The following is a 16823-nucleotide window of genomic DNA, read 5'->3' as shown; positions in this document are numbered from 1 at the left end:
AAAGCCTTGCTGGAAAGAAAATGAAATGGATTGGTTGGGCCGGTTTTTACCCAAAGGGCCATTGTGGTTTCTCCTTGGCGAAACTTTTTCATAAATTTTGGTCAAGCTATTCATGTTTGGGGTGTGACAAACCATTGATATTTAGTCCCTAGGAACACGATGGTTCTTTTACACTTTACAAAATTAACCCAACGGATACCCTAGGAAAATAAATGTTGTGTAAGTGTTAAATTGCAGTGCATAGGTTTAAAAAGCTGAAGTCTTTATCGATTAATTTTCCTTTTTTTCAAGAAATTCATTGGTCGATCAAGTCAATTATAGTGGCACTTTCAGCATAGTGTTCTGTGGGAAAAAACTTAGAAAATCCAAGTTTTTCATGAGAAAATATTAGTCCGGATTTATCCTATACGTAATACGTTTGTTGGTAATCAACGAAGTTGTAATATTGATATTTACGGTACCGATATCACACAATTTACTCGTATCCGTTATGGCAATCTTACAAAGGGAGGGATCTGGCCCTCCGGAATTATCCATGGATCTGCCCACTATCGGTGCAGTCGCAAAACTTGTATCTAAGGGAGAATAATCCGGAGCTACATTACTTATGGTTGTTGTAGTGCCACTTGCCGTATATGTAATATCACCAGTAAGTTCATCATATTCCACAATATAAGTGACGTTTCCGCCAAGAAAACTTCCCAGAGTTCTAGTATAGGTAGTACTAAGTCCCGTATTCCCATTTATTACCGTAATCGCGACACCCAGTTCATTCCCTGTGATGTGATAGATCCTAAAGTTTCCTCCTGTGATGATATCAGCGGTACTTTCGTTATCCTGATAGTCCAATTCTATCCGAAAACTTGAGAAATCAAAAATACCCCCAATGTTGGGAATGGTAATATCCAAACCTGTGCTTCCGCCTGCTCCCGAGCCTATGCGAACACCACATCCTGTTTGTACGGCATTGGAATTAATAGTAGTGGCATTTGGGCCTACAGTTGCGGTAGTCAATGCCGAAGTGTCAAAATCAAATTGGGATACCAATTGGTTCGCCGTGCCGTCATCACAAACTTCATAGTCAAAAGTTACATTCCCGACAAAACCGGTTTGGGGAACAAAAGTAAAACTTCCATCATTTCCTAAAGTCAAAATGCCATTAATGGGCGAAACCACAGGTGTTGGATTAACCGACAAGCTACCTCCATCCGGATCGGTGTCATTGGCAAGAACACCATCTAAGGCATCTACTGTTATGTTTCTGTTCAAGTATCCAAGGTATACATCATCCGTAGCTATGGGGGCCGTATTCTGTCCCAATAGCGGGCAACAAAAAAGTATACTACCTATAAAAACAGCTCGAAAGAACGTAAAACTTGCCAATCCACTTAATTTTTATCAACTCGATAGGTTATTCTCCTATTTGTTATTATTTCGGATACATTCACTGTCAATACTGCCACGGAAGAGGCTACGACACTACAAGCAAGTGCCGAATTGGAAACCTGTACCCTGTATTGATTTCCGTTATCGGTAGGTGCGGCATTGGTAAGGGTGAGTGTATTTGTTGTTGTACCACTGTGAATTCCCGTATCGGTCAAATCCACCCAGATAGAACCATTAAAAAGCTGCCACTGATAGGTATCCACATTTGAGGTTGTAACGGTAAAGGTGGTACTACATCCTGGACAAATTGTTCTATTTACGGGTTGGGAGGTTATGGACGGGCCGGTATTTACAGTAGCCGTAATCGCGGTTCTGGAAGCTGTGGTACATCCACTGCTTGTGGCATCTACATAATATGTTGTGGTACTTGATATACTTGGGGTAATAAAACTTGTTCCGGTACCCAGGGAGCTGCCTCCCACCGCACTTGCATACCAATTAATGGTTCCGGCCGAAGCGGTGGCTCCCAAAGTAACGGTACCTGGCCCACAACGAGATCCAGGTGTAGTACTTGTTATGGTAGGTATGGGTTCTATGGTAATGGTGGTGGTTACCGTGATATTAAGTACAGGATCTCCAGGTGTTCCTCCATACTCCACTACATAGCCTTGTGGCTGGTAATTTCCGGACGCAGCACCCGTGTTGGATAAATCGTTCCAAGATCCATTGGGGTTTACATTGGGATGGGTAATGTGGGCATAGTCCTCATTTCCTGACTGGTTAGGTTCCCCAGTATTCCAAAATGCAAAATTGGGAGTGCTCCCTCCCGCTGTTCCGTTCCAGAACACGGTGCCTGCTTCGGGTCCCGTCACCCATTGCCAAACCCCTTCCGTAGCGGCATCGCTTCCTCCTATCCATCCTACCCCTACTGCCTGGGAGCCTGAAAAATCAGCTTCCGCTTGCGAAGTCAAGGTCGCCAGATAACCCTGTAACCCAAAATAGGTCCTTGCGCTTGCCGCGGTATTGGCGGCCGTCCAGGTAATTCCCAAATTCGGAACATATTCGTAGTAGTGCCCTGTTGCCGGTAAATAGTTGGCTTCCCCCACGGTTATAGAAAATTGTCTTGTCCCCGTTGGGTTCGCGGCACTACTGGAATACTCCACGGCCAAAATAGCCGTCTCGAATTCGGTATATGTAGCAGGTCCCGATAGGGTCAATTCTCCCTGCACGGCATCCCAACTTGAAGTGATATTCGGATGGGTACCTGTCAAGGTCAATAGATCCTCCCCATTGATATAACCTGATGAAATCTGAATATATACTGCGTTAGTGGACGTATCATCAACGTCAGTGATACTAATGGTTTCTGCTATGGGAACAGAACCTCCCGGGCAATAGGTTTGATTTCCCGTACCCGTTAAGACAGGTGCCGCGTTCGAAGAAGGAACCTCAATTTGGACATTGTCAATGTAAACAAACTCACCGGATTCCCAGTTACAATACGAGCATGTTCCTGCATTGATAAAGCGTATCGTGGTAAATCCCGAAATGTATGCCGAAATGTCTTGGCTAAAGCTTCCACTTTGGCTTCCCGTGAACGTGCCTATCGTTGTAAAGCTTGTCCCATTGTTGGATACTTGTATGTTTAACTGTTCACCTGTGGAGCCACCATCCAAACCCGATGTTTGCCAATCAAAGGTTAAAATTGCAGAACTGTGTGCACTTAAATCTGCCGATCTTGTAATCCTTCGGTTATTCATTGAAATATCCTCAAAACGGAGCTCATTCCCTGTGATCCGTATCCTGCCTCCGCTAGGGCTGTTATTATCGTTGGCCTCCACCCAATTGGTAGAATAATTCAAGGTACCATTGTTATTGGAATAGGATACCGTGTTGAAATTGTCCAAATAGATATCCTGCCCCAAAACCTGTATAGCCGGGAAAATGAAGATTAAGAACAAAACACTTCGACCAAAAAATCTCATACCAAAGTTTGGTTCCAGAATTATGGATTTCGCTAGATATTAGCAAAAATTTCAGTAAAAGTACGATGGGTAGAATCTATGCACCTAAAAATTGTTGTGTAGACCGGTAATGTACCTGTAAAGATTATAAATATTGGTGTCTACCCTTTGAAGTCCTACAATAAAAACACCAAAAAGTAGGATATTTTGCCAATATGAAGCCAACAAATCAAGAGCGTTCCAAAGATGCAAAAACAAAAATGCAGTTTCCGGTAGAAACTGCATTTAGGTATTAATTTGGTTGGTTATTATTCCAAAATAATAAATTCCGATCTTCGGTTCAACTCGTGATCCGCATTGGAACATCTTACTCCATTTTCACATTGATTCACCAATCTGGTTTCCCCAAAGCCTTCGCCCTCCAGGCGATCCGCAGTAATTCCTTTTGAAATCATGTAATTTACCGTAGACTCAGCCCTTTTTTGCGATAACCATAGATTATAGGCATCCTTTCCCCTACTGTCCGTATGTGAGTTTACCTTAATCTTAAGGCTTGGGTATTTCTCCATTGCCGCTATCACTTTCTCCACTTCAACCTCCGAATCCTTACGGATATTGTATTTGTCAAAATCAAAATAGATGGTACTTAACTGTAATAATTTGGCCAAATCATCCCCAAAACCGGCAGTAATCCTGTCCCTTTCCAGATAAAAGTCCATTATTCTTGGTTTGCCATCAGACTTACCCAAATATTCTTCTGAAGGCACATAACCTTCCATCGAGGCCCTGACAAAGTTTCCTTGGTTACAATCGATGATAATCGAATAGTTTCCTTCAGAATCGGTAATTGCGGTAAGGACTTCCTCGTTGTTCTCATTGATCACTTTGATAGTGGCGCCAACAAGAACTTCATTGGATATTTTGTCCCTTACCGTTCCTGTAACCTGTTGATTACAATCCAGAATTAGTGGAACGGTCTCCAAAAAGCTGTAGATATCATCGGCTCCCTGTCCTTCGGACCTGTTTGAAGCAAAATAACCTTCTTTGGTATCTTCGTTTATGATAAAGGTAAAATCATCTTTTTGACTATTTACCGGCTCCCCGACATTTACGACCGAACCGGTCAATCTATTCTTGGCGATTTTTGTAGCAAATACGTCCAAACCACCCAACCCAGGATGACCGTCCGATGAAAAGTAGAGTACTTCTTCACTTGTAACAAAGGGAAAGGTTTCCCTTGCTTCCGTATTTATGGAGCTTCCTAAATTTTCCGGTGTTCCGTAGGTACCGTCCCCGTTTATTGAAACCTTGAAAAGATCGGATTCTCCTAACGTACCAGGCATATCCGAAGCAAAGAACAATGTCTTTTCATCAGGACTTAAGGCTGGATTCGCAACGGAATAGGTATCACTATTAAAAGGAAGCTCCTCAATATTGGTCCAAACTCCATCAACAAGTTCCGCTTTAAAAATCTTAAGCCGTATTACTCCTTTTTCGTCCTTTTTTGATTTGCCTTCAACAAAGTTGTTCCTGGTAAAATATAATATATTTCCATCCTTAGTGGTAACCGAAGTGGATTCATGCAATCTCGTATTAACATCGTTGCTCAATTTTGTTACGGAATTGGTTGAAATGCTATCGGCATTTATCTTATACAAATCCAAAAAATCCTTAGCATTCCAAGTGTGTCTGTATCTTGCAAAATTACCTGTGTCCCGATCTGAAGAAAAAATGAGTCCATCTTTGTAAAAGGAAGGTGCAAAATCCGAGTATGGAGAGTTATACTCAAATTGGGCAATATTGTATCTCCCAGAGTTCTCCTTAATTTTTTCCAAATAGTTTTTCTCCTCCTTATATACAGAGGCCCTTAGGTCATCCCCAGTAATTTCAGTGAACTTGGCCATAATTGCGCTTGCGCCCTCATAGTCGCCCAAAGTCTTTAGGGTTTGGGCATATCTAAAGTAATACTCAGGGCCAACTGCCGATGGATATTCCTTTACCAACCTTTCATAGGTTTCGCCCGCATCTCCATAATCCGCATTGAAATAATAGGAATTGCCCAGCTTTTTTAATAAATCTGCCGAAACATAACCCTTTTCCAGAACTCTTTTATAGATATCTATTGCCGGGCTAAAGGAATAGTCCTCGTACTTTGCATTGGCCTTGGTAACTAATCTTTCTTGGGCCGTACCCTTAACTCCCAAAGAAAGAACCGTAATAAAAAGTAGTGATAGTATTTTTTTTACCATTTGTCCGGTTTTAAAAGAAACGGGGTGATACCAATCTTTGGAAGGATTTTACCAATTCGACCCTTAAAAATACTTCAAAAGATCCATCGTTAAATTGAGTACCTCCCAAATCCGTAGTTTCCCTATCATACGCCAGTCCCAACATCAGTTGGTCCGTTATTTGAAACCCTACTAAACCGCTCAAGGCGGCATCCCAGCGGTATGCGGCTCCAAACGAAAACTTTTCATTGAACAAAAAACTAGCGGAAAGATCCAATTGTAAAGGAGCCCCTCCCACGACTTTGGTCAATAATGCCGGTTTAAACTTGAGATTACTATTTAAGTCGAAAACGTATCCGGTTATCAAATAAAAATTGATTCTTTCCTGGGAAAGAAATTGCACGGAATTGGCATCTCTTTGAGAGTTATCGAAGTAATCGGTCTCCAAAATATTCGGTGCCGAAAGGCCTGCATAAAATCTGTCCGTATGGTAATATACGCCTAAGCCAAAATTTGGAGAAAACCTATTATCTATGTTATCTCCAGTTATTGGTTCATCATCAAAATTATTCAAACCATTGAAGTCTAAACTAAGAAAATTTCCACCCACTTTTAATCCAAAGGATAGTTTTGCATCCAAGGAAACATCTATGGTATAAGATACCATGGCATCCAAATAGGTTTCGGAAACAACCCCATCACCAATATTATCATTCACAATAGAGATACCATAACCCAACTTGCTATTTCTTATTGGCGAATGAAGATTTAAGGTGAATGTTTCCGGGGCTCCATCCAATCCAACCCATTGGGAGCGATATAAAGCAGCTAAACTAAGTTGACCTCTTGATCCGGCATATCCGGGGTTTACGGTCATCGTATTATACATGTATTGCGTGTACTGTGCATCCTGCTGCCCAACCACTTCATGTACAAAAATGAGGACAAAAAAACCACTTACCAATAAACTCTTAAGTTTAGTCATATTCAGTCTCAATATCATTTGCTAATGTATATGTAACCATCTTCGACAGTACGGCTTTGGGATCCTGTCAATTGGTATTCAAATATATAAAAATATACCCCTGCCGGAAGATAGTCGTTTACACTTAGTGTAGACCTGCCTTTTGACCTTCCATCAAAAACATTATTTTGATTATTATAATTGGTTCCTTCATATACTTTTACTCCCCATCTATTGAAAATCTGTAACGAGTTATTGTCCACTAATTCAAGTCCACGTATAAAGAGGAAGTCGTTGTCCCCATCCTGATTAGGGGTAACCAGTTGATTTACCTCTACTTTATTGTCCGGATCCAAATAGTTGGGCGTGCCGTCGTTGTCCGTGTCGTCGTCGGTGGGGTCGCCGTCGCCGTCCGCGTCCTCGTCAGGGGTGTCGATACCGTCGCCGTCGTCGTCGAAGTCCCGGTAGTTCACGTCATCCGTGCCGTCGGTGTCCGGTAGGTCGTTCGCGGGGTCGTCGATCTCGTCGTTAACGTCGAAGCCGTCGTTCACGTCGCCGCCCTCGTAGCCGTCGTCAAGACCGTCCCCGTCAGTATCGGTGCCCGTATACGCCTGGTCCGGCACCCCGTCGAAGTCGAAGTCGTTCCCCTCGTTGTTGTCCGGCACAAGGTCGTTGTCCGTGTCCAGGTCGAGATAGTCCGGCTCGTCAGTGCCGTCAGTGTTAACGGGGGTAAGCCCGTCGGGATAATAGGCCGAGTTGATACCGTCGTTCGAGGCATAGGTCGCCGCGTCGTCGTCGTTCGGGGCGATATAGCCGTCCGTGGTCTGCGCCTCCACGTTGTCCGGGATGCCGTCGTCGTCCGAGTCGATGTCCAGGTGGTCCGGGATGCCGTCCGAGTCGCTGTCAAGGGGATCGGTCAGCGGATCGCCGTCGCCGTCAAGGTCCGGATCCTCGGTCGTGTCCAATATCCCGTCGTTGTCGTCGTCAAGGTCAACGCTGTCAGGTACGCCGTCACCGTCCGTGTCCGGGCCGCCGTCAGGGTCTAGGTAGTCCGGCGTGCCGTCGTTGTCCGTGTCGTCGTCGGTGGGGTCGCCGTCGCCGTCCGCGTCCTCGTCAGGGGTGTCGATACCGTCGCCGTCGTCGTCGAAGTCCCGGTAGTTCACGTCATCCGTGCCGTCGGTGTCCGGTAGGTCGTTCGCGGGGTCGTCGATCTCGTCGTTAACGTCGAAGCCGTCGTTCACGTCGCCGCCCTCGTAGCCGTCGTCAAGACCGTCCCCGTCAGTATCGGTGCCCGTATACGCCTGGTCCGGCACCCCGTCGAAGTCGAAGTCGTTCCCCTCGTTGTTGTCCGGCACAAGGTCGTTGTCCGTGTCCAGGTCGAGATAGTCCGGCTCGTCAGTGCCGTCAGTGTTAACGGGGGTAAGCCCGTCGGGATAATAGGCCGAGTTGATACCGTCGTTCGAGGCATAGGTCGCCGCGTCGTCGTCGTTCGGGGCGATATAGCCGTCCGTGGTCTGCGCCTCCACGTTGTCCGGGATGCCGTCGTCGTCCGAGTCGATGTCCAGGTGGTCCGGGATGCCGTCCGAGTCGCTGTCAAGGGGATCGGTCAGCGGATCGCCGTCGCCGTCAAGGTCCGGATCCTCGGTCGTGTCCAATATCCCGTCGTTGTCGTCGTCAAGGTCAACGCTGTCAGGTACGCCGTCACCGTCCGTGTCCGGGCCGCCGTCAGGGTCTAGGTAGTCCGGCGTGCCGTCGTTGTCCGTGTCGTCGTCGGTGGGGTCGCCGTCGCCGTCCGCGTCCTCGTCAGGGGTGTCGATACCGTCGCCGTCGTCGTCGAAGTCCCGGTAGTTCACGTCATCCGTGCCGTCGGTGTCCGGTAGGTCGTTCGCGGGGTCGTCGATCTCGTCGTTAACGTCGAAGCCGTCGTTCACGTCGCCGCCCTCGTAGCCGTCGTCAAGACCGTCCCCGTCAGTATCGGTGCCCGTATACGCCTGGTCCGGCACCCCGTCGAAGTCGAAGTCGTTCCCCTCGTTGTTGTCCGGCACAAGGTCGTTGTCCGTGTCCAGGTCGAGATAGTCCGGCTCGTCAGTGCCGTCAGTGTTAACGGGGTGGATTCCTTCATTACCACTTCCTTCATAAGCGTTATCCAATCCATCCATATCGTCATCATGACCGGTTGGAGGAATGTAACCAGAAGTAGACTGACCCTCTACATTGTCGGGAATGCCGTCATCATCGGAGTCAATGTCCCTGAAATTTGGATGCTGATCATGATCCGTATCAACAGGTGTTATACCTTCTCCTCCCCCTGGATGGCTTTCATAATGGTCATCCAATCCGTTTCCATCACTGTCCACCCCACAAGGTGCCTGAAAATCTTCTGTAGTCTGCGCCTCCAAGTTGTCAAGGATTCCGTCGTTATCAGAATCAATATCCAAATAATCGAATATATAATCTCCATCAGTATCAATAGGAGTCAATCCGTTACCACTACCTGGAGTTTCCTCATAATTATCGTCCAATCCATTTCCGTCAGTATCAATCCCACTAGGGGGAATATAACCATCCGTAGTCTGTGCCTCCACATTGTCAAGAATCCCGTCGTCGTCCGAGTCGATGTCCAGGTGGTCCGGGATGCCGTCCGAGTCTCTGTCCAGTGGGTTGGTCAGCGGGTCGCCGTCACCGTCGAGGTCAGGGTCTTCCGTTGTGTCCAGCAGTCCATCGTCGTCGTCGTCAAGGTCAACGCTGTCCGGTACGCCGTCGCCATCGGTATCGGGGCAAACTGCTGGCTGCAGATTTAGCCAAATACCATTTTGAATGTTTTCAGATGTCGTATAGAATTTGATAGCTGTAACTGTAGATTCCGAAACCCAAGTAATCCTTTCAACTGCATTAATACTACTGTTTGTGATATTTTCCACAAAAAAATCATCACCAACATTGCCTTCTACCATACCGCTCGGTAAAGTTGTTGTTAGCTCATACCGTGTATCGTCCAATGCGATAATACCATCTTTTTTTAGACGAGGAATGATAGACGAATGACGCGCCATAACGTTAACGGGAATGGTGCCAGAAAAAGTAAAAGTCATTGGGAGACCATTTAGTACGGAAAAGGTTGAACCGCTAGAATTTGTACTCCCTCCAGTAAAACTTACGATTACACTCCCTACAGGAAGGCCCCATTTAGAGCTGATATCTACATCCGTTGCCGAAAGACTTCCGTCGGTGATACCTCCCGAAAATCCAAAATCCGAGGGGGATACTCCCTTGAATTCAGGCTTGAAGCATCCCGTAGCATTATAAACCCCATAATTATTAGAATCTATAAATATACTATCTGTAACAAAGCTCCCATCGGTATCCGCAAGGTTCGTTGTATTGTCATTATCCCCAAACTCATCCGTAGAGGTGGATATTGAATACTCAACATATGAATCGGATTTGGCAAAGGAAAAAGTCAGCGGTACTAAAAGAAAGATGATGGCAAGACTTAAAACCAAAGTAAAACCATCCTCCTTTTTTAAGAAAGTAATATTTTCCATAAATGATAGTTTTCTAATTTAAACTAATCACCATGGCTGTAGGAATTCAAAAATGTTAAGATATTCGGGGTTGTTTTAAATATAATATCCATGCAAGATATATCTAAAAATTAGATCGTCAAATTGTTTAGGAAGCATTCGATACATAATATCTTTTAATAACATGTTTATTCGGTAAAACGCAAAAAAGTGCTATACCCATTCGTTATTTAAATACGTTGAACCTTAAACAAAAAGATTATTTCATCGATCAAAATCGGTTATTTCTGCAGTTAATCGACAAAAAATGTATTTAGGACTCGGTTTTTGCCTAAACAACTACAGCCATACAAATCCATGCAAACACCTTGACCTTAAAAAGACGGAATACTGAATAACCTATTATTTTTACCTTACTTTTGCCGAAATTTTTCAAATGAGCTTTAAGACCCAAATCCAAAAACGGCGGACTTTTGGAATAATATCCCATCCTGATGCGGGAAAGACTACCCTAACCGAAAAACTGCTGCTCTTTGGTGGTGCTATTCAGGAAGCGGGTGCCGTGAAGAGTAACAAAATCAAGAAATCCGCCACTAGCGATTTCATGGAAATTGAACGGCAGCGTGGAATCTCGGTAGCCACATCGGTATTGGCCTTTTTATATAAGGACAAAAAGATAAATATATTGGATACGCCGGGCCACAAGGACTTTGCCGAGGATACTTTTAGAACACTGACCGCGGTGGACAGCGTTATTGTTGTAATAGATGTGGCGAAAGGTGTGGAGGAACAGACGGAAAAATTAGTGGAAGTATGCAGAATGCGGAACATTCCGATTATTGTCTTCATCAATAAATTGGATAGGGAGGGGAAAGACGCCTTTGATCTTTTGGATGAACTTGAACTAAAATTAGGCCTATCCGTGACTCCACTAAGTTTCCCTATTGGCATGGGATACGATTTTATGGGTATCTACAATATCTATGAAAAGAACATTAATCTTTTTAGCGGCGATAGTAAGAAGAATATTGAGGACACCATCGCTTTCAATGATATTGGAAACCTCCAATTGGAAACCATTATCGGAGGCGATGCAGCAAAAACTTTGCGGGATAACCTGGAACTCGTACAGGGTGTTTATCCCGATTTCGATAAGGAAAAGTATTTGGAAGGTAACCAGCAACCCGTTTTTTTTGGATCTGCCCTAAACAATTTTGGAGTGCGGGAGCTATTAGATTGTTTTGTAGAAATTGCACCCTCCCCCAGGGCTAAACTAGCGGAGGAACGTTTGGTAGATGCCTTTGAACCGGATATGACGGGGTTTGTTTTTAAAATCCATGCCAATATGGATCCAAAGCACCGGGATCGTCTGGCGTTTATAAAGATTGTTTCGGGCACCTTTGAGCGAAACAGACCTTATTTGCATGTTCGTCATGGCAAAAAGCTAAAATTCTCCAGTCCAAATGCCTTCTTTGCCGAAAAAAAGGAAATAGTGGACATTTCATATCCTGGTGATATTGTGGGTCTGCATGATACCGGAAATTTTAAAATAGGCGATACCTTGACCGAAGGAGAAAGTTTGCATTATAAGGGAATCCCAAGTTTTTCCCCTGAACATTTCCGGTACATAAACAACGCAGATCCGATGAAAGCCAAACAATTGAATAAGGGCATCGATCAGCTAATGGACGAGGGAGTTGCGCAGTTGTTTACCCTTGAAATCAATAATCGTAAGGTAATTGGTACTGTGGGAGCGCTTCAATTTGAGGTTATTCAGTATCGACTAGAACATGAATATGGAGCCAAGTGTACCTACGAGAACTTTCCGGTGCACAAAGCGTGTTGGATAGACCCCAAAAATTCAAAAAGCGCAGAGTTCGAGGAGTTCAGTAGGGTGAAGCAAAAATTTTTAGCGAAGGATAAAAGAGGCCAACTGGTTTTCCTGGCGGATTCTCAATTTTCCCTGCAGATGACGCAACAGAAATACCCATCCGTGAAGTTGCATTTTACTTCTGAGTTTGATTGAAACAAAAGACCTGTCAGGTTTGATGATATCTATGCCTCACCCGTAGGCCCAAAATTAATAGGAATTGGTGGCTGTTCGTAATCCTTTATCGTGCCGTGTGCCTTTTCAAAACGGTTTACATTGTCATTTAGGGCCTTTAGAAATTTTTTTGCGTGCTGGGGGGTTAGTATAATCCTACTTTTCACCTTTGCCTTGGGCGCCCCGGGCATCATACTTATAAAATCAACCACAAATTCAGAAATTGAATGATTGATAATGGCCAAGTTGGAGTAGGTACCTTCGGCCATTTTCTCGTCCAACTCTATATTGATCTGTTTTTGCTTTTGCTCTTTTTCGTCCATAGCCATAAAAAATAAACCCCCGATACATTTTATCGAGGGTTTTTGATTTTAGAATTTTAAAGCTTCTTTGCGTGCCATAATTTCATCGTATTCCTCCTTGGAACCTACGATGATGTTTTCATAGTCCCGCATTCCCGTACCTGCCGGAATTTTGTGCCCGACAATTACGTTTTCCTTCAGTCCTTCCAAAGTATCTACCTTACCGCTTACCGCAGCTTCGTTCAACACTTTTGTCGTTTCCTGGAAGGAAGCAGCAGAAATAAAGGATTTGGTCTGCAAGGATGCCCGTGTAATTCCTTGAAGAATCGGAGTTGCTGTGGCCGCAACTGCATCCCGTGCTTCCACCAAGGTCTTGTCCGCTCGTCTCAGGATGCTATTTTCATCCCTCATTTCACGAGCGGTAATTATCTGTCCAGCTTTTAAGGTTTCCGACTCTCCTGCATCTATGATAACTTTTTTGCCGAAAATCTCATCGTTCTCCTCAATAAAGTCAGACTTGTGAACCAATTGATTCTCCAAGAAGATGGTATCTCCCGGATCCTCAATCCGAACCTTTCGCATCATCTGCCGCACAACCACTTCAAAGTGCTTGTCGTTAATCTTAACTCCTTGTAAGCGATATACTTCCTGAACTTCATTTACCAAGTATTGCTGTACCGCGGAAGGACCCTTTATGGCCAAAATATCCTCTGGTGTAATAGATCCATCGGACAACGGCATGCCTGCACGGACGTAATCGTTCTCCTGAACCAAAATCTGATTGGACAATTTTACCAAGTATTTCTTGACTTCGCCCAATTTGGATTCTATGATAATTTCCCGATTACCTCTTTTAATCTTGCCGAAGGAAACCACTCCATCAATCTCTGATACTACTGCCGGATTAGAAGGGTTTCTAGCCTCGAACAATTCGGTTACCCTTGGAAGTCCTCCAGTAATATCGCCGGCCTTGGCCGACTTACGTGGAATCTTTACCAAAATCTTGCCCTCTTGTATCTTATCCCCATCATCAACCATAATATGGGAACCTACAGGTAGATTGTACGAACGTAAAATCTCATCCTTATCATTCTTGATCAACAAGGTAGGAATCAATTTTTTGTTTCTGGATTCGGAAATGACCTTTTCCTGAAAACCTGTTTGTTCATCGATTTCTACCTGATAAGTAACGCCTTGTTCGATATTCTCATAGGCAATCTTTCCGGGGAATTCCGAAACGATGACACCATTGTAGGGATCCCACTGGCAAATAACATCTCCTTTTTTGACACTTGCCCCATTTTTTATGAACAGTTGGGAGCCATAAGGAATGTTATTGTTACTTAAGGTGATTCCTGTCTTGGTATCGACTATCTTTATTTCAGAGGTCCTTGAAATCACAATTTCAGCAGTATTGCCTTCACTATCCTGACCTTTTACTGTCCTTAGGTCCTCAATTTCCGCAATACCATCAAACTTCGCCGGCAATTTATTGTCCTCAGATATGTTTCCGGCAATACCTCCCACGTGGAATGTACGCAACGTAAGCTGTGTCCCTGGTTCACCAATGGACTGGGCGGCAACTACACCGACCGCTTCTCCACGCTGCACCATTTTATTGGTGGAAAGATTTCTTCCGTAACATTTGGCACAGATTCCTTGAGGTGCCTCACAGGTCAATGCGGAACGCACTTCTACTTTTTCAACAGGGGACTCCTCAATTTTCTTGATGTCGGATTCCATAATCTCCTGACCCGCTTCCAGTAACAATTCTTCGGTCAACGGGTTATAAACGTCATGTAAGGATACCCTACCAAGAATACGCTCACCTAAGGATTCAACTATTTCCTCGTTCTTTTTCAAAGCTTCGACCTCTACACCTCGGAGCGTCCCACAATCCTCTATATTGATAATCACATCCTGGGAAACGTCTACCAAACGTCTTGTTAAATATCCGGCATCCGCAGTTTTTAAGGCCGTATCCGCCAATCCTTTACGCGCACCGTGCGTGGAAATAAAGTACTCCAATATAGAGAGACCTTCCTTAAAGTTGGAAAGAATCGGGTTCTCGATAATTTCCCCACCCCCGGCGGTCGACTTCTTGGGTTTTGCCATTAATCCCCGCATTCCGGTAAGCTGACGTATCTGTTCCTTTGAACCCCTAGCGCCGGAATCGAGCATCATATACACCGAATTAAATCCTTGTTGGTCCTCACGGATACGTTTCATGGCCAATTCGGTCAACATGGCATTGGTAGATGTCCAAACATCGATTACCTGGTTATAACGTTCGTTATTGGTGATAAGTCCCATATTATAATTGGCCATAATGGCATCAACCTGACCATTGGCATCATCGATCATCCCATGTTTTTCCTGTGGAATGATGATATCTCCCAAACTAAAGGAAAGTCCACCCTTAAAGGCAAACTCATACCCCATGGTCTTGATCTTATCCAAGAACTCGGCGGTTGTTGGAACGTCCGTAACCGCGAGAATCTTTCCGATGATGTCCCTTAAGGCCTTTTTGTTCAAAACGGTATTCACATATCCGGCCTGCTCCGGTACTTCCATATTAAAAAGTACCCTACCTACGGTAGTTTCCACTATTTGGTTGACCAATTCCCCTTCTTCATTAAAATCCTTGGTCCTTACCTTTATACCCGCATTAAGGTCTACTTTACCTTCATTAAAGGCAATTTCCACTTCTTCATCCGAGTAGAAAGTGAGTCCTTCGCCCTTTACAGGAACTTCAGGCGTGGACTTCCTCTCCTTGGTCATATAATACAGCCCCAATACCATATCCTGGGAAGGTACGGTAATAGGTGAACCATTGGCCGGATTCAAAATGTTATGTGAGGCCAGCATCAATAATTGGGCTTCCAATATGGCCTCTGGGCCCAATGGCAGGTGGACCGCCATTTGATCCCCGTCAAAATCCGCATTAAAGGCGGTACACACCAATGGGTGCAAACGAATCGCCTTGCCCTCTATCAGTTTTGGTTGAAATGCCTGAATACCTAAACGGTGCAAGGTAGGGGCCCTGTTCAACAGCACAGGATGCCCTTTCAATACATTTTCCAGGATATCCCAAACCACGGGTTCTTTCTTATCGATAATCTTTTTGGCGGACTTGACCGTCTTGACAATCCCTCTTTCTATCAGTTTACGGATAACGAAAGGTTTGTACAATTCGGCCGCCATATCCTTTGGAAGACCACATTCATACAATTTCATTTCAGGCCCGACTACGATTACCGAACGTGCGGAGTAATCCACCCGTTTACCCAAAAGGTTTTGACGGAAACGTCCCTGTTTCCCTTTAAGCGAGTCGGAAAGGGACTTCAAGGGCCTGTTGGATTCGGTTTTAACCGCGGACGCCTTTCTCGTGTTATCAAAGAGTGAATCGACCGCTTCCTGTAGCATACGCTTCTCGTTTCTAAGAATCACTTCAGGAGCCTTGATTTCCACCAGTCTCTTCAAACGGTTGTTTCGTATAATTACCCTTCGATATAGGTCATTCAAATCCGAGGTGGCAAAACGACCTCCATCCAATGGAACCAATGGGCGCAATTCGGGAGGAATAACAGGAATCACCTTCATGATCATCCATTCCGGCTTGTTTTCCCTATTATCCTGGGATTCCCGTAAGGCCTCAACAACCTGAAGCCTTTTCAGTGCCTCGGTTTTACGTTGTTTTGATGTTTCGGTGTTGGCCTTATGGCGAAGTTCGTATGACAACTCCTTTAAATCTATACGGGCCAAAAGATCGATCAAACACTCCGCTCCCATTTTTGCAATGAACTTATTGGGGTCGGAATCTTCCAAATATTGATTTTCCTGTGGTAGCTCTTCAACAATGTTCAGGTATTCTTCCTCTGTTAAGAAATCCATTTTTTGGATTTCCTCTCCTTCAGGCCCTTTGGCAATACCCGGCTGAATTACCACATACCTTTCGTAGTAGATAATCATATCCAACTTCTTTGAAGGAAGTCCCAACAGATATCCTATCTTATTGGGCAAGGAACGGAAATACCAGATATGGGCCACGGGTACGACCAAATTGATATGCCCTACCCTGTCCCGGCGAACTTTTTTCTCGGTAACCTCCACACCACAACGGTCACAAACAATACCGCGGTAGCGGATACGTTTGTACTTACCACAAGCACACTCATAGTCCTTTACGGGACCAAAAATACGCTCGCAGAAAAGTCCGTCACGCTCTGGCTTGTGCGTTCGGTAGTTAATAGTTTCAGGTTTGAGGACTTCTCCCCTGGACTCCGCTAAGATTGCTTCCGGTGAAGCCAATCCGATTGAAATCTTGTCAAACCTTTTTACTGGGTTATTATCTTTTATTCTAGCCATGATATATGGTGATACTAAATTAAAATGTGTGTTCTTAAATCGC

Annotated in this window: 9 protein-coding genes; 2 read left to right on the top strand and 7 right to left on the bottom strand. The window is 44.7% G+C overall.

The genetic code is table 11. The annotated features are described in order from the left end of the window. Positions 1 to 387: 387 nt before the first annotated feature. The 5 genes from ACO06Y_RS11550 to ACO06Y_RS11530 all read right to left on the bottom strand — a co-directional run bounded on the left by ACO06Y_RS11550 (position 388) and on the right by ACO06Y_RS11530 (position 9496). Positions 388 to 1383 carry an Ig-like domain-containing protein gene (locus tag ACO06Y_RS11550; protein WP_422083978.1) on the bottom strand — a complete coding sequence of 332 codons (996 nt, stop codon included), beginning with the start codon at positions 1381 to 1383 and terminating at the stop codon, positions 388 to 390. A gap of 5 nt (positions 1384 to 1388) precedes the next feature. Then, the gene (locus ACO06Y_RS11545) at positions 1389 to 3371 is read right to left on the bottom strand and encodes a hypothetical protein (protein WP_422083977.1); all 1983 of its coding nucleotides are present in this window, start codon (positions 3369 to 3371) and stop codon (positions 1389 to 1391) included. A gap of 287 nt (positions 3372 to 3658) precedes the next feature. Beyond that, entirely contained in the window at positions 3659 to 5599 is a 1941-nt protein-coding gene (locus ACO06Y_RS11540; RefSeq protein ID WP_422083976.1) for an OmpA family protein, read from the bottom strand. Positions 5600 to 5609: 10 nt separating this feature from the next. Then, complete coding sequence (locus ACO06Y_RS11535) at positions 5610 to 6563, bottom strand: type IX secretion system membrane protein PorP/SprF (RefSeq protein ID WP_422083975.1); 954 nt, start codon at positions 6561 to 6563, stop codon at positions 5610 to 5612. A gap of 14 nt (positions 6564 to 6577) precedes the next feature. Then, positions 6578 to 9496 (bottom strand): gliding motility-associated C-terminal domain-containing protein, encoded by a 2919-nt coding sequence (locus ACO06Y_RS11530; RefSeq protein WP_422083974.1) that lies wholly within the window; start codon positions 9494 to 9496, stop codon positions 6578 to 6580. A 112-nt stretch (positions 9497 to 9608) separates the two neighbouring features. Here ACO06Y_RS11530 and ACO06Y_RS11525 point away from each other — a divergent pair, with 112 nt between their 5' ends. Together ACO06Y_RS11525 and ACO06Y_RS11520 are read left to right on the top strand one after the other, a co-directional pair. Then, positions 9609 to 9848 carry a hypothetical protein gene (locus ACO06Y_RS11525; RefSeq protein ID WP_422083973.1) on the top strand — a complete coding sequence of 80 codons (240 nt, stop codon included), beginning with the start codon at positions 9609 to 9611 and terminating at the stop codon, positions 9846 to 9848. A 654-nt stretch (positions 9849 to 10502) separates the two neighbouring features. Continuing rightward, a complete protein-coding gene (locus ACO06Y_RS11520) occupies positions 10503 to 12092 on the top strand; it encodes a peptide chain release factor 3 (RefSeq protein ID WP_422083972.1) in 1590 nt (529 codons plus the stop codon). Between the two features lie 29 nt (positions 12093 to 12121). On the opposite strand, the gene ACO06Y_RS11515 is transcribed toward ACO06Y_RS11520, so the two are convergent. Continuing rightward, positions 12122 to 12433, bottom strand: coding sequence for a DUF3467 domain-containing protein (locus tag ACO06Y_RS11515; protein ID WP_120713232.1), 312 nt, complete (start codon positions 12431 to 12433; stop codon positions 12122 to 12124). A gap of 48 nt (positions 12434 to 12481) precedes the next feature. Next, entirely contained in the window at positions 12482 to 16780 is a 4299-nt protein-coding gene (rpoC, locus tag ACO06Y_RS11510) for a DNA-directed RNA polymerase subunit beta' (RefSeq protein ID WP_422083971.1), read from the bottom strand. Between the last annotated feature and the right edge of the window lie 43 nt (positions 16781 to 16823).

It is taken from the genome of Ulvibacterium sp. (genome assembly GCF_965228935.1).
Classification (GTDB): domain Bacteria; phylum Bacteroidota; class Bacteroidia; order Flavobacteriales; family Flavobacteriaceae; genus Ulvibacterium.
This window is presented reverse-complemented; position numbering and strand designations above follow the sequence as displayed.

What these genes read in the sequence shown, in the direction of transcription:
- ACO06Y_RS11545 (WP_422083977.1), bottom strand. Translation starts at nt 3,371, where the DNA reads ATGAGATTTTTTGGTCGAAGTGTTTTGTTCTTAATCTTCATTTTCCCG.
- ACO06Y_RS11540 (WP_422083976.1), bottom strand. Translation starts at nt 5,599, where the DNA reads ATGGTAAAAAAAATACTATCACTACTTTTTATTACGGTTCTTTCTTTG.
- ACO06Y_RS11535 (WP_422083975.1), bottom strand. Translation starts at nt 6,563, where the DNA reads ATGACTAAACTTAAGAGTTTATTGGTAAGTGGTTTTTTTGTCCTCATT.
- ACO06Y_RS11530 (WP_422083974.1), bottom strand. Translation starts at nt 9,496, where the DNA reads ATGGTAGAAGGCAATGTTGGTGATGATTTTTTTGTGGAAAATATCACA.
- ACO06Y_RS11525 (WP_422083973.1), top strand. Translation starts at nt 9,609, where the DNA reads ATGGTGCCAGAAAAAGTAAAAGTCATTGGGAGACCATTTAGTACGGAA.
- ACO06Y_RS11520 (WP_422083972.1), top strand. Translation starts at nt 10,503, where the DNA reads ATGAGCTTTAAGACCCAAATCCAAAAACGGCGGACTTTTGGAATAATA.
- ACO06Y_RS11515 (WP_120713232.1), bottom strand. Translation starts at nt 12,433, where the DNA reads ATGGACGAAAAAGAGCAAAAGCAAAAACAGATCAATATAGAGTTGGAC.
- rpoC (WP_422083971.1), bottom strand. Translation starts at nt 16,780, where the DNA reads ATGGCTAGAATAAAAGATAATAACCCAGTAAAAAGGTTTGACAAGATT.